Source organism: Flavobacterium agricola, from assembly GCF_025919725.1.
GTDB lineage: Bacteria > Bacteroidota > Bacteroidia > Flavobacteriales > Flavobacteriaceae > Flavobacterium > Flavobacterium agricola.
Map to the genome: position 1 here is coordinate 1,282,136 of NZ_CP081495.1, position 19,424 is coordinate 1,301,559.

16 protein-coding genes and 1 pseudogene are annotated in these 19,424 nt (G+C 34.1%); 6 read left to right on the top strand and 11 right to left on the bottom strand.

The genetic code is table 11. The annotated features are described in order from the left end of the window. Positions 1-21: 21 nt before the first annotated feature. The 3 genes and pseudogenes from uvrA to K5I29_RS06455 all read left to right on the top strand — a co-directional run bounded on the left by uvrA (position 22) and on the right by K5I29_RS06455 (position 4,173). Positions 22-2,852 (top strand): annotated as a pseudogene (gene uvrA / locus K5I29_RS06445) (excinuclease ABC subunit UvrA). Positions 2,853-2,876: 24 nt separating this feature from the next. After that, on the top strand, positions 2,877-3,602 hold the full coding sequence (locus K5I29_RS06450; protein ID WP_264435074.1) for an LOG family protein: 726 nt from the start codon (positions 2,877-2,879) through the stop codon (positions 3,600-3,602). A gap of 94 nt (positions 3,603-3,696) precedes the next feature. Then, complete coding sequence (locus K5I29_RS06455; RefSeq protein ID WP_264435075.1) at positions 3,697-4,173, top strand: PepSY-like domain-containing protein; 477 nt, start codon at positions 3,697-3,699, stop codon at positions 4,171-4,173. A 42-nt stretch (positions 4,174-4,215) separates the two neighbouring features. On the opposite strand, the gene K5I29_RS06460 is transcribed toward K5I29_RS06455, so the two are convergent. The 10 genes from K5I29_RS06460 to guaA all read right to left on the bottom strand — a co-directional run bounded on the left by K5I29_RS06460 (position 4,216) and on the right by guaA (position 15,899). Continuing rightward, positions 4,216-4,623 (bottom strand): hypothetical protein, encoded by a 408-nt coding sequence (locus K5I29_RS06460; protein WP_264435076.1) that lies wholly within the window; start codon positions 4,621-4,623, stop codon positions 4,216-4,218. A gap of 1 nt (position 4,624) precedes the next feature. Further along, positions 4,625-5,566: an NAD(P)H-dependent flavin oxidoreductase gene (locus K5I29_RS06465; RefSeq protein WP_264435077.1), complete on the bottom strand. Its 942-nt coding sequence runs from the start codon at positions 5,564-5,566 to the stop codon at positions 4,625-4,627. A gap of 96 nt (positions 5,567-5,662) precedes the next feature. Next, positions 5,663-6,850, bottom strand: a complete 1,188-nt coding sequence (gene mnmA / locus K5I29_RS06470; protein ID WP_264435078.1) for a tRNA 2-thiouridine(34) synthase MnmA — start codon at positions 6,848-6,850, stop codon at positions 5,663-5,665. A gap of 5 nt (positions 6,851-6,855) precedes the next feature. Then, positions 6,856-7,563, bottom strand: coding sequence for a toxin-antitoxin system YwqK family antitoxin (locus K5I29_RS06475; protein ID WP_264435079.1), 708 nt, complete (start codon positions 7,561-7,563; stop codon positions 6,856-6,858). A gap of 119 nt (positions 7,564-7,682) precedes the next feature. Next, complete coding sequence (gene yidC / locus K5I29_RS06480; protein WP_264435080.1) at positions 7,683-9,560, bottom strand: membrane protein insertase YidC; 1,878 nt, start codon at positions 9,558-9,560, stop codon at positions 7,683-7,685. Between the two features lie 40 nt (positions 9,561-9,600). Beyond that, entirely contained in the window at positions 9,601-11,214 is a 1,614-nt protein-coding gene (locus K5I29_RS06485) for a CTP synthase (protein ID WP_264435081.1), read from the bottom strand. A gap of 116 nt (positions 11,215-11,330) precedes the next feature. Beyond that, positions 11,331-11,564: a DUF3820 family protein gene (locus K5I29_RS06490; protein WP_264435082.1), complete on the bottom strand. Its 234-nt coding sequence runs from the start codon at positions 11,562-11,564 to the stop codon at positions 11,331-11,333. Continuing rightward, positions 11,564-11,968 carry an OsmC family protein gene (locus tag K5I29_RS06495; protein ID WP_264435083.1) on the bottom strand — a complete coding sequence of 135 codons (405 nt, stop codon included), beginning with the start codon at positions 11,966-11,968 and terminating at the stop codon, positions 11,564-11,566. Before K5I29_RS06495 ends, K5I29_RS06490 begins: the two co-directional genes overlap by 1 nt. 2 nt (positions 11,969-11,970) lie before the next feature. Beyond that, entirely contained in the window at positions 11,971-14,286 is a 2,316-nt protein-coding gene (locus K5I29_RS06500) for a PBP1 and LysM peptidoglycan-binding domain-containing protein (protein ID WP_264435084.1), read from the bottom strand. 83 nt (positions 14,287-14,369) lie between these two features. Continuing rightward, positions 14,370-15,899, bottom strand: a complete 1,530-nt coding sequence (gene guaA / locus K5I29_RS06505; RefSeq protein ID WP_264435085.1) for a glutamine-hydrolyzing GMP synthase — start codon at positions 15,897-15,899, stop codon at positions 14,370-14,372. A 101-nt stretch (positions 15,900-16,000) separates the two neighbouring features. Between guaA and K5I29_RS06510 the strand changes: the two genes are divergently transcribed. The 3 genes from K5I29_RS06510 to K5I29_RS06520 are packed head-to-tail and all read left to right on the top strand — an operon-like array spanning position 16,001 to position 18,653. Next, positions 16,001-17,005, top strand: coding sequence for a DHH family phosphoesterase (locus tag K5I29_RS06510; RefSeq protein ID WP_264435173.1), 1,005 nt, complete (start codon positions 16,001-16,003; stop codon positions 17,003-17,005). A 5-nt stretch (positions 17,006-17,010) separates the two neighbouring features. After that, positions 17,011-17,559: a gliding motility-associated peptidyl-prolyl isomerase GldI gene (gldI, locus tag K5I29_RS06515; protein ID WP_264435086.1), complete on the top strand. Its 549-nt coding sequence runs from the start codon at positions 17,011-17,013 to the stop codon at positions 17,557-17,559. A gap of 11 nt (positions 17,560-17,570) precedes the next feature. Next, positions 17,571-18,653 (top strand): peptidylprolyl isomerase, encoded by a 1,083-nt coding sequence (locus K5I29_RS06520; RefSeq protein ID WP_264435087.1) that lies wholly within the window; start codon positions 17,571-17,573, stop codon positions 18,651-18,653. Positions 18,654-18,891: 238 nt separating this feature from the next. On the opposite strand, the gene K5I29_RS06525 is transcribed toward K5I29_RS06520, so the two are convergent. After that, positions 18,892-19,329: a hypothetical protein gene (locus tag K5I29_RS06525; RefSeq protein WP_264435088.1), complete on the bottom strand. Its 438-nt coding sequence runs from the start codon at positions 19,327-19,329 to the stop codon at positions 18,892-18,894. Positions 19,330-19,424: the final 95 nt, after the last annotated feature.

A 19,424-nucleotide genomic window follows, 5' to 3' on the forward strand; every position in this document is an offset into this window, starting at 1 on the left:
TCTTTGCGTTTTGCCTTAAATATGTTAGAACAAGACGAATATATTGAAGTTTTAGGTGCTCGAGCACACAATTTAAAAAATATTGATGTAAAAATTCCGCGCGAAAAATTGGTAGTAATTACCGGTTTATCCGGATCCGGAAAATCATCCTTAGCGTTTGATACCATTTATGCTGAAGGACAGCGTCGTTATATAGAAACTTTTTCGGCTTATGCCCGCCAATTTTTAGGCGGATTAGAACGCCCCGATGTAGATAAAATCGATGGCCTTTCGCCAGTAATTGCAATCGAGCAAAAAACAACTTCTAAAAACCCACGTTCAACCGTTGGTACCATTACAGAAATTTACGATTTTTTACGCCTTTTGTACGCCCGCTAGCGATGCGTACAGCTACAACACAGGCGAAAAAATGGTTAGTTTTACCGACGATCAGATTCGTGAACTTATTTTAGAAAGCTTTAAAGGCAAACGCATCAATATATTATCTCCCGTAATTCGTTCTAGAAAAGGACATTATCGAGAACTTTTTGAACAAATTTCGAAACAAGGATTCGTTAAGGTTCGTGTTGATGGCGAAATTAAAGATATTGAATTCAACATGAAAGTTGATCGATATAAAACGCATGATATTGAAATCGTGATTGACCGTTTGTTAGTAAATGATGACGAAGAAACCTTAAAACGATTAAACGAAAGCATTCAAACCGCCATGTACCATGGCGATGATGTAATGATGGTAATAGAACACGGTACAGAAAACGCTCGTTTTTTTAGCCGTAATTTAATGTGCCCATCAACCGGATTATCGTATCCTAATCCAGAACCTAATTTCTTTTCATTCAACTCTCCAAAAGGAGCTTGCCCATCATGCAACGGTTTGGGTAATACGCAAGTAGTAAATCTAGATAAAATTATTCCTAACCCAAAACTTTCTATTAAAAATGGTGGTTTTGCACCTTTGGGCGAACAAAAAAGTACCTGGATTTTTAAGCAATTAGAAATCATTGCACTGAAATACAATTTTAAATTAACCGATCCGATTCAGAACATTCCGGCCGAAGCTATGGATGTAATTTTAAACGGCGGTAAAGATAAATTTGCCATTCATTCTAAAACCTTAGGAATTACTAAAGATTACAAATTAGATTTTGAAGGCATTTCTCAATTTATTAAAAATCAATACGACGAAGCTGCATCGTCAACAATAAAACGTTGGGCTAAAGAATTTATGGATGAAATTCCGTGCGAAACTTGTCACGGAACACGCCTTCGTAAAGAATCATTATTCTTTAAAGTTGCTGAAAAAAATATTGGCGAATTAAGCGCGATGGATATTTTAGATTTGGCTTTGTGGTTTAATGAAGTTAAACCCAAACTATCTGAAAAGCAATTAGCGATTGGTGAAGAAGTAATAAAAGAAATTACTACACGTTTACAATTTTTGTTAGATGTAGGTTTAGATTATTTGTCGCTTAATCGCAGTTCAAAAACATTATCGGGTGGTGAAGCACAACGTATTCGTTTAGCAACACAAATCGGATCTCAATTGGTTGGTGTTTTATATATTTTAGACGAACCAAGCATTGGTTTACACCAACGCGATAACGAAAAGCTAATTAAATCGTTAACGCAATTGCGCGATATTGGCAACTCGGTTATTGTTGTAGAACACGATAAAGACATGATCGAATCGGCAGATTATGTAATTGATATCGGCCCTAAAGCTGGTCGTTTTGGTGGTAAAATTATTTCAGAAGGAACACCAAAACAATTACTAAAAGAAAATACTATAACGGCCCAATATTTAAAAGGCGAGTTAGCCATTCCTATTCCTAAAGAACGCAGAAAAGGTAGCGGAAAAAGCTTAACCATTAAAGGTGCAACAGGTAATAATTTAAAAAATGTTACCGCAACTTTCCCTTTGGGCACGTTAATTGTAGTTACTGGGGTTTCTGGCTCAGGTAAATCAACTTTAATTAACGAAACCTTATATCCGGTTTTAAACAAGCATTTTTTTAATGCTGTTAAAGAACCGATGCCGTATAAAAATATAGAAGGTTTAGAAAATATTGATAAGGTAATTGCTATAGATCAAAGTCCGATTGGGCGTACGCCACGCTCTAACCCAGCAACGTACACCGAAGTTTTTACCGAAATCAGAAATTTGTTTACCCAAACACCAGAAGCGCAAATACGCGGTTATAAATCAGGGCGTTTTAGCTTTAACGTAGCTGGAGGACGTTGCGCAACTTGCGAAGGTTCGGGAATTAGAACCATAGAAATGGCTTTTTTACCTGATGTGCATGTTGAATGCGAAACATGTAACGGCAAACGTTTTAATAGAGAAACCTTAGAAATACGTTACAAAGGTAAATCTATTGCAGATGTTTTAGATATGACGGTAGATGAAGCGGTTGAGTTTTTTGAAAACATTCCGAAAATTTATCGCAAAATTAAAACCATACAAGATGTTGGTTTAGGATATATAACCTTAGGTCAACAATCTACAACCTTATCGGGTGGTGAAGCGCAGCGTGTAAAATTAGCAACTGAGCTTTCTAAACGCGATACCGGAAATACGTTTTATATTTTAGACGAGCCAACAACCGGATTACATTTTGAAGATATTCGCGTTTTAATGAATGTCATCCAAAAATTAGTTGACAAAGGAAATACCGTTTTAATTATTGAACACAACATGGATGTAATTAAAATTGCAGATTATATTATTGATGTGGGCTATGAAGGCGGTAAAGGCGCGGGGCCAAATAGTTGCAGTTGGTACTCCCGAAGAAATTGTAAAAAATAAAAAAAGTTTCACAGCTAGGTTTTTGAAAAAAGAATTAAATTAGAAACCGGCAAAATTATTTTTAAAGATGAGTAACGAAGAATTTGAAAAAGAAGAACTAAAGATAAAAGAGAAATTTCAACAAAAAACTTGGAATGAAATTCGTGCGCACGATTCGTGGGCAATTTTTAAAATCATGTCTGAATTTGTAAGCGGATACGAAAACATGAGCCGCATCGGTCCTTGTGTTTCTATTTTTGGTTCTGCCCGCACAAAATCTGACGATCCGAACTATTTATTAGCAGAAAAAATTGCTTATAAAATTTCTAAAGCCGGGTACGGCGTAATTACCGGCGGTGGTCCTGGTATTATGGAAGCTGGTAATAAAGGTGCACATTTAGGTGGTGGAACATCGGTAGGTTTAAATATCGAATTGCCTTTTGAGCAACATTTTAACCCATATATCGATAAAGACAAAAACTTAAACTTTGATTACTTTTTTGTACGCAAAGTAATGTTTGTAAAATATTCGCAAGGATTTGTTGTTATGCCAGGTGGATTTGGAACTTTAGATGAATTGTTTGAAGCAATTACATTAATTCAAACTAAAAAAATCGGAAAATTCCCAATCATTTTAGTAGGTCGCGAATTCTGGTCAGGTTTATTAGACTGGATTAAAAACGTAATGATTGACAAGTACAAAAATGCATCACCAGATGATATGAATTTGATTAAAATTGTTGACAACGAAGATGAAGTTGTTGAAATTTTAGACAACTTCTATAAAAAATACACATTAAAACCCAACTTTTAATGCTTTAAAAACCATTGTTCGCAATGGTTTTTTTATGCATACAATTTTTTTATTCTTTGTGCGTTGTTTGTAAGTAACCAACCTACTATATGGTATGAAAAAAAGTATAAAACTATTTTTATTAGTCGTTTTATCGGGCCTAATTTGGTCGTGTAAAAAAGATAAAGCAGAAACAAACGCAAATCAAGTTACAGAAACAACTACGGAATCGTTTCAGGATAATTCAGGATTGCAAGACGAAGCTGGTTTAACATCGGCTGATTTTATTGCGAAATATTTTCCGAATGAAAGCTTAACCGATGTTAAAAATACCGACGATGGTTTTGAAATTACTTTAACCAACGGTACAGAAATAGAATTTGATTTAAACGGGAACTTGTTACAAGTTGAAGGAAATGGCAAAGCAATTCCACATGAATTAGTTCCTGCTAAAATTGTAGAATACGCAAATAAAAACTCTAAAACACCCGTTACCATTTTAGAATATGAATACAAAAATCAAGTACATGAAATTAACTTGAGTAACGGAAAAGAATATAAATTCGATTCGGATTTAAACTTAATGCCTTAATACCCAAAAAATCCCTAAATATATATTTAGGGATTTTTTATTTTATAATTGTTTCATGGTATAAAGTAAAACACGCGATTTATCTTTAATGTACATTTGCGATAATTTAGTGGTTTTAGATGTAGTTAAAGTTATTTCAGTCGTTTCTCCTTCATTGCTTAAACATCTAAAAAAGTTAATAAACTCGGTATTATTTTCTTTTTCCGGGTAATATTCGGCAATGCGATAAACTTGTTCAAACTCAGAATAAACAATTATCCTATTTCTTTCAAAATCAATCGTAATCGGAACTTCTGTTTTTTTAAACGGCGGATATTCAGACCATTTTCCATTTTTCTGAATTGCACTCATAGTTACTGCAGTTGCGGTAAAATCGGTTCTAGCTTGTGCCCAACCTGAAGCCGTTAGCAGCATAAAACATGCTGCAAAAAACATTTTTATTGTATTCATATTAAAAAAGTTGTGAAATACCAGCTTTTGAAGCTTGGTACTCGGTAATCATGTCGTTTATAATTTCTTGACAAGGTTTTATATCAGTAAACAAGGCTGCTATTTGACCAATTTCAAGTTCGCCATCTTCTAAATCTCCCTCAAACATGCCTTTTTTTGCTCGTCCGCGACCTAAATGACCTTTTAGTGCATCTACATCAGTTCCGTTTTTATAAAGTTCCTGAATCTCGTTAAAAAACTTATTTTTAATTAAACGTACGGGTGCCAATTCTTTTAACGTTACTTGCGTATCGCCTTCTTTCGTTTGTAAAATAGCTTGTTTAAAATTAGCATGTGCTGAACTTTCTACTGACGCAGCAAATCGGCTACCAACTTGCACCCCATCTGCTCCTAAAATCATTGCTGCTAACATGGCTCTGCCCGTAGCAATTCCGCCGGCAGCAACTAAAGGAATAGTTACTTGTTGTTTTACAACCGGAATTAAAGTTAAGGTTGTTGTTTCTTCACGGCCATTGTGCCCGCCTGCTTCAAAACCTTCTGCAACTACGCAATCCACACCAGCTTCTTGCGCTTTTAAAGCAAAATTTGAACTACTAACTACGTGAGCTACAATTATATTGTGTTGCTGTAAAAAGGTAGTCCAAGTTTTAGGATTTCCGGCTGATGTAAAAACAATTTTTACTCCTTCTTCCACAATAATATTCATGATTTCGTCCAACTGCGGATATAACATCGGTACATTAACACCGAATGGCTTATTGGTTGCTTTTTTACATTTTTGAATATGCTCGCGCAAAACTTCTGGATACATAGATCCGGCACCAATTAATCCTAAACCACCTGCGTTAGAAACCGCTGCAGCTAATTTATAACCGCTGTTCCAAATCATTCCACCTTGTATAATTGGATATTCAATGCCAAAAAGTTCAGTTATTCTATTCATCAATCAAAAGTATTTTTGGTTTGTATAAATGTAGTAAACTTTTTAAAATATGTTGCTTAAAAAAAGCCGTTTAAGTAGTTCTTAAACGGCTTTATATTATGCGATCACACCAGATCCGATTAATTCATCGTCAATATGCCATGCTGCAAATTGACCTTGCGTAATGGCTGATTGTGGTTCATTAAATTCAATGTACATCCCCGAATTTACTTGATGTAAAGTTGCTTTTTGCAACGGTTGGCGGTAACGCACACGTACCATAACTTCCATTGTTTCTCCAGGTGCTAAACGTAAATCTTCACGAATCCAATGTAATTCGGATTGATCAATAAACAATGCTTTTTTAAATAACCCCGGATGTGCATGACCTTGCCCTGTATAAATGGCATTATCATTTACATTGGTTGCAACAATAAATAGTGCTTCTTTAGTTCCTCCTACATTTAATCCTTTACGCTGCCCAATTGTAAAATAATGCGCACCTTGGTGGTTGCCAACAACTTTACCAAATTGCGGCTCATAGGCAATATCTTTTGCTAAAAAAGCAAGTTCTTCTTCTTTAGTCTGAAAACTTGGTTTAGGCTGATTATAAATAGGATGATTTGCATCAACCTCGTAAATTAATCCTTCTTTCGGTTTTAGCTGCTGTTGTAAAAATTCTGGCAAACGTACTTTACCAATAAAACACAATCCTTGAGAATCTTTTTTATCGGCCGTAATTAAATCTAATTTTGCAGCAATTTCTCGAACTTGAGGTTTAGTTAATTCTCCAATCGGGAAAAGCGCTTTTGCCAATTGTTCTTGCGATAATTGACATAAAAAATACGATTGATCTTTGTTTTGATCTACCCCAGCAAGTAATTGATATACCGGATCGTTTTCGGTTTCAATTTCTGCTTTACGGCAATAATGCCCAGTAGCTACGTAATCGGCTCCTAAACTTAATGCAATTTTCATAAACACATCAAATTTAATTTCTCGGTTACATAAAACATCGGGATTTGGCGTACGTCCTTTTTCGTATTCACTGAACATATAATCAACAATACGTTCTTTATATTGCTCACTTAAATCAACAGTTTGAAAAGGAATTCCTAATTTATCAGCAACCAGCATGGCATCGTTGCTGTCTTCTAACCAAGGACATTCGTTTGATATGGTAACCGAATCGTCGTGCCAATTTTTCATAAAAAGGCCAATTACTTCGTATCCTTGTTCTTTTAACAAATAAGCTGCCACGCTAGAATCTACTCCGCCTGACAAACCTACAACTACACGTTTCATAGTATTTATTTTGTTTTATTTGCGTTTGATTTGGCGGTGCGCTTTGGGTTTGTAATTTGCGTTTTACTCACGCTAACTTCTTTACCATTTTTATCAAACACCGGCCAATGCCCAACTTTAATATTATCTTTATATTCACCTTTGGTATATATTTTACCGGTTGATGAGTAATATTCACCCAGCCCATTTAATTTACCTTCTGCATAATTTAAGTTATGCAACAAGTTGCCTTGCTCGGTAAATCGCTGGTATTTGCCATGTAAGGCGTTATTTTTATAATATTTATGTTCTAATAACTTACCGTTTTTGTAAAAGGTTTTAGATTCACCTTCTAACAATCCGTTTGCGTAATTTTCTTCAGACATTATGGTATTGCTATCTTTAAAATAGTACACCCATTTGCCCGTTTTTTTACCGTTAATAGAGCTACCTTCGCTTACTTTGTTTCCTTTCTGATCTAAAAATGTTTCGACAACAACACCATTATTTGCTGTGAAATCGCGCGTAGAGATTACTACCTTATTTTTGGTATTGTCGTATAAATAAAAAATTCCTACTTCTTTTCCATCATTAAATTCACCTTCATAGCGTAAATTATTGGTGTCTTTATAAACACCCGACCATTTACCATGGCGCTTACCGTTGCTATTGTATGCGTTTTGAGCCAAAGCAAACTGAACCATACACAGCATAAATAAAGTATAAATTTTCATAATTATGGACTTAGTAATTTGCAAAATTACAAAACAAAAACTATACCTAAAAACGAAACCGAATAAAGCTTAAGTTAATGCCATTAAAAAGCCCGAATTAAACATTCGGGCTTTTTAATTTATTTATTGTTTTTAGCTTTTTTCTGCTCTTCTGCTTGTTCTAGCATTTGTTGCATTCTTTGCTGAAACTTACTTTTTGGTTTTTCAGATTTTTTGTTTTCTTGAATTTGTGCATGAATTTTATCTTCATTTACAATTCTATTTTTAATTACCCACATAATACCAATGGTAATTAAGTTTGATACAAAATAATATAACGATAAACCTGATGCATAGTTGTTAAAGAAAAACAACATCATTACTGGCGAAACGTAAATCATGATTTTCATGATTTTACCCATATCTGGCATACCTTCTTGCGGTGGTGTGCTCATGGCCTGATCACCTGTTGTCATTTTCATGTAAAAGAAAATAGCTACTGATGCTAAAATAGGGAACAAACTTACGTGGTTACCATAAAATGGAATGTAGAATGGTAATTTAATTACTGCATCATACGTTGCTAAATCGTGTGCCCACAAGAAAGATTTTCCTCTTAAATCAAAAGCTGCCGGGAAAAACTGGAACAACGCATAGAAAACCGGAATTTGCGCTAAGGCTGGTAAACAACCTGCCATTGGGTTTACCCCTGCAGATGAATACAACTTCATGGTTTCTTGTTGTTTTTTCATCGGGTCTTTAGCGTACTTTTCATTCAACTCATTAATTTCTGGGCGTAAAACTTTCATTTTAGCTTGCGAAACATATGATTTGTATGTAATTGGCGACATAACCAAACGTACAATTATGGTAAAAACAATAATTGCAATACCGTGAGGAATGAATTTAATTAAAACTCCAAAAATAGGAATAAATAAAAACTTGTTAATCCATCCAAAAATACCCCAACCTAATGAGATTGATTTTTGTAAATTTTTATCGTATGATTTTAACAATTCGTAATCCGACGGACCGAAATATAAATTCATTGCATAATTTACTTCACCGTTTTTAAAATCTAACGGAATGCTAGAGTAAAAGTTTTTAGTAAATGTAGTATCAATTTTTTCGTCTTTAACAATGTTTTCAGACTTTAGTTCCACATTATTAAACGGCGTATCTGTAAGTAAAATTGAGGTAAAAAAGTGCTGTTTGTAAGCAATGTAAGTTACATCGTTTTCCTTTGTTTCAGCAACAGATCCTTGTCCTAAATAATCTGTTTTTTTACCATCGTATTCATAAAAAACTTCTGTATAACGATTTTCGTACGAAACCGATTGTTCGTTACGAAACGCTTTTAACTGCCATTGTAAATCTAATGGTGAAGTTGTGTTAACTACCGATTGTAAACCTTGGGTACGAATTCCAAAGTCCATCATGTAATTATCTGGACGTAATACGTAACGGTATTCTAAGTACGAATTTTCTGAAGCTTTTAAGCGCATGCTTAAAACCTGATTATCACCTTCTTTAGTTAATGTAGGTTCGAAAAATAAATCTTGCGTATTTAAAATGCGGTTATCTAACGTTTTAACTTCCATATTTAAAAACGAGTTACCGTCTTTAACTAAAGTAATAGGTTCTTTGGTTTGAAAGTTTTCTTCGTTATTTAAAATAACTTCTTTTAAATATCCTCCTTTGTTAGCAAACTTTAAGGTTAAAACCCCGTTTGAAACTTCGGTTACGGCATCAGTTGCAGATGGTAAAGTTGCGCTGTAAGAAAAAGCACCTAATGTTGCTTGTAAAGCATTTAGTTTGGTTGAATCTGAGGCTGCAGCAACAATATTTTCAGACAATTGTTGTGCTTCGGCAGCTTTAGCTTCAATTTGCTTTTGCTCAACTTCTTGAGCCATTTTTTCACTTTCTTTATTGACGTTGTTATACATCATCCAGATCATTACTCCGGAAATTAATAACAATCCAATAATAGATTTGATGTCAAATTTTTTTTCTTCCATTTAAAAAAATGTTTAATAATCTTGTTTGTAAGCGATTTGCTTATTGGTTTTTGTGCGCAACCGCTGCTGCCACAAAGTTAATAAATAAAGGATGCGGACTTGCCACAGTTGATTTATATTCTGGATGATACTGAACGCCGATAAAGAATGGATGTTCTTTAATTTCGATTACCTCAACCAATCCGGTTTCTGGATTCACACCCGAACAAATTAAGCCAGCAGCTTCTAATTGCTCTTTATATGCGTTATTGAATTCGAAACGGTGACGGTGACGCTCTAAAATATCTGATTGGCCGTAAATTTTATGAGCTAAAGTTCCCGGTTCTAAACTACATTGCCAAGCACCTAAACGCATGGTTCCGCCTTTTTCGGTAACTAATTTTTGCTCTTCCATAATGTTGATTACCGGATAAGCTGTTTGCTCGTTCATTTCGGTTGAATTGGCATTGGCAAAACCTAAAACATTTCTGGCGTATTCTATAACAGCCATTTGCATACCTAAACAAATACCTAAAAATGGAATTTTGTTTTCGCGTGCGTAACGAACCGTTTCTATTTTACCTTCAATTCCGCGACCTCCAAAACCTGGTGCTACTAAAATAGCATCTAAATTAGCTAATTTTTCTGCTACGTTTGCTGCATCAATATATTCAGAATGAATGCTTACAACGTTTACTTTGGTTTGGTTTGATGCACCTGCGTGAATAAAGGCTTCTAAAATAGATTTGTACGAATCTTGCAATTCTACATATTTACCTACTAAACCAATATTTACTTCGTGTTTTGGATTTTTTAAACGTGATAAAAATTCGTTCCAGTTTTTTAAATCTGGTTCAGCCTTTTCTGGTAAGTTTAATTTTTTAAGCGCAACGCGATCTAAACCTTCTTCTAACATTAAATTAGGCACTTCATAAATAGTTCCTGCATCAATAGATTGAATTACGGCTTCTTGTTTTACGTTACAAAATGCTGCTAATTTTTTACGAATATCTAATGATAATTCATGTTCGGTTCTACAAACCAAAATATCAGCTTTAATACCGCTTTCCATTAAAGTTTTAACCGAGTGCTGCGTTGGTTTGGTTTTTAATTCGCCAGCGGCAGCTAAATATGGTACTAAAGTTAAATGGATTACTATTGCGTTTTCTTCGCCTAGATCCCATAATAACTGACGTACAGATTCGATATATGGTAATGATTCAATATCACCAACTGTTCCACCAATTTCGGTAATTACAATATCGTATTCGCCTGTTGTACCCAACAATTGCATACGTTCTTTAATTTCATTGGTAATATGTGGAACAACTTGTACGGTACGACCTAAAAATTCACCACGGCGTTCTTTTTCGATTACCGATAAATAAACACGGCCCGTAGTTACGTTATTTGCTTGTGATGTTGGAACGTTTAAAAAACGTTCGTAATGACCCAAATCTAAATCGGTTTCAGCTCCGTCATCGGTTACATAACATTCACCATGTTCGTAAGGATTTAAGGTTCCTGGATCTACATTAATATACGGGTCAAATTTTTGAATGGTTGTGCGGTATCCTCTTGCTTGTAGTAGTTTAGCTAGGGATGCTGCAATAATTCCTTTTCCTAAAGATGATGTTACACCACCTGTTACGAAAATATACTTTGTATTACTCATTACTATTTAATTATGTTGTGTTGTTGTTGATTTGTATTCGCTACAAAGTAGGCAAAAATACAATTATAATTTTTCATTAAGAAATGAAAAACCTTTTTTAAATATAATTTTATGAACTATTTAAACGGATTAGGATACTGCTGTTTTATTTTACGAATTAAACCTTCTAACCCATTTAATTTTATTTCGTAAACCATCTGGAGTTGTTGCCCTAACTTACCGGCTGGGAAACCTTTATTGTGATACCAAACCACATAATATTCGGGTAAATCTACAAGAAAATACCCTTCGTATTTACCGAAGGGCATTTTAGAATACGCTAATTCAATTAGCAAATTTTTGTCTGTCATTATAACCAATTAATGGTAATATCTTTTTCTATTTTTGGATGTAAACTAAAATGTACTGGGCAAGTAAATGCGGTACGTTCTAAAATAGTTTTGGTTTTCTCATCGGCTGCAATCCCCATATTTAAAACAACTTTAATTCCGGTTACGCGTCTTGGTTCTGTACCCATAATTTTGGTTACATCTGCAGTTGCTCCTGTAAAATCAACTCCTAAAGTTTCGGCTTTAATACCCATAACCGTTAGCATACAAGTTGCTAAAGAATTGGCTAACATATCGGTTGGTGAAAAGGCTTTGCCACGTCCGTGATTATCTGTTGGAGCATCAGTTAAAATAGTTGCTCCTGATTGCAAATGCGTAGATTCGGTACGCAAATTACCTAAATATTTTACTTTAGATGTACTCATAATTATTTTGCTTCTTTAATGGTTAAATCAGTATCATAATACAACAGATAAACACCTTTGTTATGATGGGCACCATCAACATTTACATAATTAAACTTATTTTCTAATTGTTGTGAGGCTGCATTCTCAACCGTACTATGAAATCCGTCTTGATTGTATAAACGTAAAATAGTATCAAAAGTTACATCAAAACCACGAGTTGCAAACTTATTAGGTAATGTATTGTTTTGCGCTTTGTATGTTTTAGCAAAATCGGTAAGTTTTAAACCATTAGCATCGTTGGTTACTGATGGATACAATAGTTTTAATTTAGTTAAATCGGTTAACGGAATTTCGTCAGATTCTAAGATTTCGTTTTTATCTAAAGTAACTAACTGAATATCGTAATCTTTTAACTGATTTAATAAAGTTTTACATGCACTTACTGTTAAGGCAGTACTTTCGGTTTCTAAAATTACAAAGTTAATTCGGCTTTTATCTAATGTTTGTCTGATTTGGTTGGCATCTACCAAGCCATCTGCTTTAATAGGCGCAATTTTAACTGACGGAAAAGATTCGTTGATGTATTTGCGCATGCTGCCCTTTTTCGGATCTACAATAGCAACAATATTTCCGTTTTTAGCATACATATAATCAATCAACGCTTTTTTAACATCTTCAGTACTTGGCATTGATTGGTACAAGTTTGGCATTGGTTTTCCTTTTTCATTAGATAAAGGAGAAACAATTGCTATGGGCTGGTTTGCTAATAAATTAGCTAAGTTTTCTACCTGATTCTGAAAAAATGGTCCAATAACAACATCTGCACGATTAAAACTGCCTTTGTTTACTAAAGATGCAATGTTAGATCCGGTACGGGTTTCTTTAGAATCTAAAACCTGAACTTTAACAGGTAATCCTAATTTTTTAGCTGAATCAATAGCAACCAAAGCGCCCGAATAAAAATCTAACGTCATATTCGCAAAACGATCATTTTTTAGTTGTTCTTGAATAGTAACCGCGCTATTATTACCGTATTTGTCGGTATTAAATGGTAATAACAATACTAAATTTTTGCTAGAATTAGGAGCTAAATTTAAAGTTAAATCGGTAATTGGTTTGTTTACCTGTACCTTATTTCTTGGCATCTTTATAGTCATGCCAGCAATTACACCATTTTCTAATTCCGGATTTAAAGCTAAAAATTCATTTACTGTCAATCCAGAACGTTTATTAAGGCTATAAAACGTTTCTTGCGGTTGTACCACATACTCCGTATATTTTGACCCAATTATCCCTTCATTATTGCCTACTACTGTTTTTGGCATTTTAATAATGGTACCAGACTGTACGCCTTGTGCTACATTTGGGTTTAATTTTAAAAACTCATTTACTGTTAACCCAGATTGTTTGGTTAGGCTATAAAGCGTTTCTTGCGGTTGAATTACATATGTTTCATAAACCACATCATCATCTGCCAACAAATCGGCAACAGATGGCGAAGTTGTTTTAGGCATTTTTATTGTGGTACCTTCTTTAACGCCCGAAGCTAAACTTGGATTTAACTTTAAAAATTCGCTAACAGAAAGCCCTGCTTTTTGAGACAAACTAAATAACGTTTCTTTGGGTTGAATAATATAATTCCCTGCTACATCAGCCGGATTATGTACCGATCCGTATGGCGGAACCTGATCGGTTAAGCGTAGTACAACACCAACTTCTAAATGTTCTTTACCTTTAATTTCAGGATTAAATTTTTCTAGTTCAGCAACCGTTAAATTATACTGACGTGCAATGCCGTATTTTGTTTCTTTAGCACTTACCGTATGGTAAATATTTTTTATAGGATTGTTTTTTACTTTATCTGTTGTTGATTGTGTTGAGGCAGCTGTTTTTACAGGTTTGATGGGTACTTGTTCAACAACCGTGTTTGAATTGGGCTGCCCATTTTTAGTTGGAATAACCAACACAGCACCTGGTTTTAAAACTTCTTTTAAAACTTCTTTATTAGCCAACTGCAAATCTGCTGGGCTAATTTCGTATTTACGAGCAATGCTGTAAACAGTTTCTTTAGGTGCTACAACATGTTTTTTTCCTGTTGTAGAAGCTACTGTTTTGGTTTGCGAAACCGGAACCTTAAGTATTGCATCTAACTGAATACCTTGCGCAGCGCTAGGATTTAATCTGTAAATATCGCTTGCAGAAACATTATATTTTCTGGCAATAGAAGTTACCGTATCTCCTTTTTCAACCTTATGTTCTACCACTTTGTTTTGAGCCAAACTGGTAAACGAACAAAAAACTAAAAAACTAAACGCTAAAACTATATTCTTTTTCATTATACAAAAATAAGGTTAAATAAAAAGTCGTTACAAATTTAATTAATGTAACGACTTAAAAGGTTATTTTTTATAGAATTTTATTATTCCCACTCAATTGTTGCTGGTGGTTTAGAGCTAATATCGTAAACCACACGGTTCACACCTTTAACTTTATTAATAATTTCATTCGAAATATTCATTAAGAAATCATACGGCAAATGTACCCAATCTGCTGTCATTCCGTCGGTAGATTCTACCGCACGCAAAGCAACAACTTTTTCATACGTACGTTCGTCGCCCATTACCCCAACCGAATTAATTGGTAATAAAATAGCTCCTGCTTGCCATACTTTATCGTATAATCCGGCTTTCTTTAATCCTTCAATATAAATTGAATCTACTTCTTGTAAAATAGAAACTTTTTCTGGTGTAATATCACCTAAAATACGAATAGCTAAACCTGGTCCTGGAAACGGATGTCTGCCTAATAAATCGGCATGAATACCTAAAGCAGCTCCTACCCTACGAACCTCATCTTTAAATAACATGCGTAAAGGTTCTACAATTTGTAATTTCATAAAATCGGGTAAACCACCCACGTTATGATGTGATTTAATAGTTGCCGATGGGCCTTTTACTGAAATAGATTCAATAACATCCGGATAAATAGTTCCTTGCGCCAACCATTTAACATCTTCAATCTGATTGGCTTCATCATCAAAAACTTCAATAAATACACGACCAATAATTTTACGTTTTCCTTCCGGATCGCTTTCACCAGCTAATTCTGAAATAAAACGAGAAGATGCATCTACGCCTTTTACGTTTAATCCCATGCCTTCGTATTGCTTAAGCACGTTTTGGAATTCGTTTTTACGTAATAAACCGTTGTTTACAAAAATACAATATAAGTTTTTGCCAATAGCTTTGTTTAATAAAACTGCAGCAACGGTAGAATCTACCCCGCCAGAAAGTCCTAAAACAACTTTATCGTCTTTAATTTTTTCTTTTAATTCAGCAACAATATCGTCAACAAAAGCATTTGGAGTAAAAGTTTGTTGTACGCCTGCAATGCGAACTAAAAAGTTTTCTAATATTTTACTTCCGTCTGTAGAATGGTAAACTTCTGGATGGAATTGAATAGCATAAGTAGTTTCGCCCTCAATGCGGTAAGCAGCATTTTCAACATCTTTGGTTGATGCCAATTTTACCCCATTTGTTGGTAGTTGCTTTATGGTATCGCTATGGCTCATCCAAACTTGTGATCCTTCAGAAACACCTTCAAAAAATAATTCGCCTGCTTCAATGTAAGATAAATTTGTACGGCCGTATTCTCTGATATTAGACGGAGCAACTTCTCCACCCGAAAAATGAGCTAAATATTGCGCACCGTAACAAACAGCTAACAAAGGTTTTTTGCCTCTAATTTGAGATAAATCTGGTTGTGGCGCATCTTCTGCACGAACAGAAAATGGGCTTCCTGAAAGAATTACAGCGTTATAAGCCGACAAATCACTTGGGATTTGATTGAAAGGGAATATTTCGCAGAAAATATTTAATTCGCGAACCCTGCGCGCAATTAACTGAGTATATTGCGATCCAAAATCTAAAATAAGTACGTTGTGTTGCATGCGCAAAAATAGTCATTATTTAATATTTTAGAAATTTATAAGCAACAATTTTAAATCACTTCAGTATATTTCTGAATAAAAAATTTTACATTCGCACTATGATGCAAACAAACGATTATTTAAACTTAAAAAAACAATTAACTACTACAAAAAAAGTAGTTATTATTCCACATAGAAACCCAGATGGCGATGCCATGGGATCCACTTTAGGCTTGTACTTTTTTCTTAAAAAATTAAACATTGATGCAACGGTTATTGCTCCTAACGATTTTCCGGAATTTTTAGCTTGGTTGCCCGATGCAAACAAAACCGTTATTTATGAAAACACACCCGAAAAAGCTTCTAAAATTTTAGACGAAGCTGAGTTAATTTTTACTTTAGATTTTAATGCTTTTCACAGAACTGGTGATGTAATGGGGCAAAAATTAGCTACCTTACAACAACCTTTTGTTATGATTGATCATCATGAATTACCAGATCCGTATGCAACTTATATGTATTCGGATACCAGCATGAGTTCAACCTGCGAAATGGTTTATCATTTTATCAGCAATTTAGGATATGAAAACATGGTTGATTACAACATAGCAACTTGTTTATATACCGGAATTGTTACCGATACAGGCTCGTTTCGTTTTCCAAAAACAACAAGTACCACGCACCGTGTGGTAGCCAATTTAATTGATAAAGGAGTTGAAAGTGATTTTGTTTTTAACAATTTATACAATAATAGCACATATGCACGTTTACAATTGTTAGGCAAAGCCCTGCAAAACTTAACGCTTTTACCAGAATATCATGCCTCGTACATAACCTTAACTCAAGATGAACTAAATCAGTTTAACTTTGAAAAAGGAGATACCGAAGGTATTGTAAATTATGGCCTGCAAGTAAAAGGTATTAATTTAACAGCTATTTTTATAGAAAATAAACAAGAAGGCATTATTAAAATTTCATTCCGTTCTCGTGGTGATGTAGATGTTAATGCTTTTGCACGTGCTCATTTTAATGGTGGCGGGCACATTAATGCGGCAGGCGGTAAATCTGTTGACAACATGGAACAAACCGTTAAAAAATTTATTACTATTTTAGAGTCAACAAAATAAAAATAATGAAAACATCACATTTTTATTCTATATTTTTACTTGCTATTTTTATCACTTCGTGTAATAATGTACAAGAAGCCAGATATCCTATTTCTCAAACTTCTTCTCAATTTTTAGACGAATCTATTGCTCGAAATAAAGTAATTATTAATTCGGAAGAACAAACGTTTGAGAATATGTTTAAACAAGATACAGCCAACGTTTACATTCCGTCAACCAAAGGTTTTTGGTTTAAATACGAAACTAAAGTAGAAGAAAATTCTGCATTACCGGTTCGTGGTGATATTGTTTTATACGATTATGAAGTTTACGACATTAACGGTTCTATTATTTATACAAAAGAAGAAACACAACCGCAACGTTATTTGGTAGATAAAGAAACCATAATGACGGGCTTACGTTACGGCATCAAACAACTAAAACAAGGAGAAGAAGCTACGTTTTATTTTCCTTCGCACATTGCGTATGGCTATCACGGAGATAACAAAAGCATCGGAACCAACGTACCGCTTATTTGTAAAGTAAAAATCAATCAAATTATAAAATCAAACTAATCACATTATAAATGAAAACAATGAATGCAATCTTACTATCACTTGTTACCTTTTTTATGTCGTGCACCACAAGTTCGCCTACTGCTAAGTTAGAAGACGGATTGTATGCCGAAATTAAAACCAATAAAGGAACTATTGTTGCTGAATTATTTTACCAACAAACCCCTGTTACAGTGGCTAACTTTGTAAGTTTAGCAGAAGGAAAAAACAAATTTGTTTCTACCGAGTACAAAGGAAAAAAATATTACGATGGCGTTAAATTTCACCGCGTAATAAATGATTTTATGATTCAAACCGGAGATCCATCAGGTACCGGAAGTGGTTCACCAGGTTACAAATTTAAAGACGAAATTGTTGAAGAATTAAAACACAGCGATGGCGGATTTTTATCTATGGCCAATGCAGGACCGGGTACAAACGGATCGCAATTTTTTATTACTCATAAAGCAACGCCATGGTTAGACGGCATGCATACCGTTTTCGGAAAAGTTGTTGAAGGAATGGATGTAGTAAATGCTATTAACCAAGGTGATGAAATTGAATCGGTAAAAATTATTGCTAAAGGTTCATCAGCTAAAAAATTCAAAGCAGATAAAGTTTTCGAAAAATATTTTAACGATTTTGCTAAAGCTCAAAAAGAAGAAGAAGAGCGTAACGCAAAAGTAATTGCAAGTAAAAAAGCATTAATTGAAGAAGCTAAAGTAAAAGGTACTAAAACACAATCAGGATTAATTTACTATGTAGTAAAACAAGGAGATGGAGAAAAACCTGCATACGGCCAAAATGTAAATGTAAATTATGCCGGATATTTTGATGATGGTAATTTATTTGATACCTCGTGGGAAGATGTTGCTACCGAATACAACCAATTAGATCCGCGCCGTAAAGCTGCTGATGCATATGCACCAATTCCATTTAAATATGGTGATAAATCAGGTTTGATTCCTGGTTTCATTGAAGGGATTGAAAACATGAATTTTGGCGACAAAATTATGGTTATAATTCCTCCGTATTTAGGTTATGGCGAACGTGGTGCTGGCGGAGTTATTCCTCCAAATGCAACTTTAATGTTTGAAATGGAATTATTAAAATAACAAAAAATCTCGAGCGTTGCTCGAGATTTTTTGTTTTACATCTATAATAAACTACCTTTAATCTAAAACAAAAATAACTTTATACGTTTACAAGTAAAGTGCTGTTTATAAATTTAATAGTAAACAAACCATATAATTTTTCCGAAAACTGTTTTTTAATTACAAGCTAAAAATACAGTTTTATTATTTTCTCGTAAATTGAAAAAGGACAACTAGCTACAAGTTAGTTGTCCTTTTTTTATTTTTTAAACTTCCAAACAAAGTTATCCGACTTGTCAATGGTAGCACCAAGTTCTACACAAATAATTTCTTCATATTCAGCAACCAAGGTTAACCAATTTTTTTCATTAAACAAACGCGTCATGGTATCAATATCATCTTCTTCCCAAATCGGCATGCCTTTGGCAGTTAATTCTTTTTTAACTTTTTCTGCATTTTCATTAAACAGCTTAATTCCGCTTAATTCTAACTTAGGATGCGTACAAATAACGTAGCCAAATTTAAAATCTTCGTCAGCATAAAAAGTTAATCGTGCTTTGTAGGCGTTGTACAAATAAACTTTGTTTCCATCTTCATCTTCAAAAGCTTTATTAGGTTTACCCAAAACTTGCTCTACATCTTTAGTTTTCATTCCAAAAACCAAATCGCCAATTCCAATTGCCGGAAGTACTTTCATTTTACTAACTTTTATTGTATTTTTATAAAGGCAAAGGTACACAAGTACTTTGTAATTTAAATCACTTCAAAAATATTTATTTGGTATAATTTATC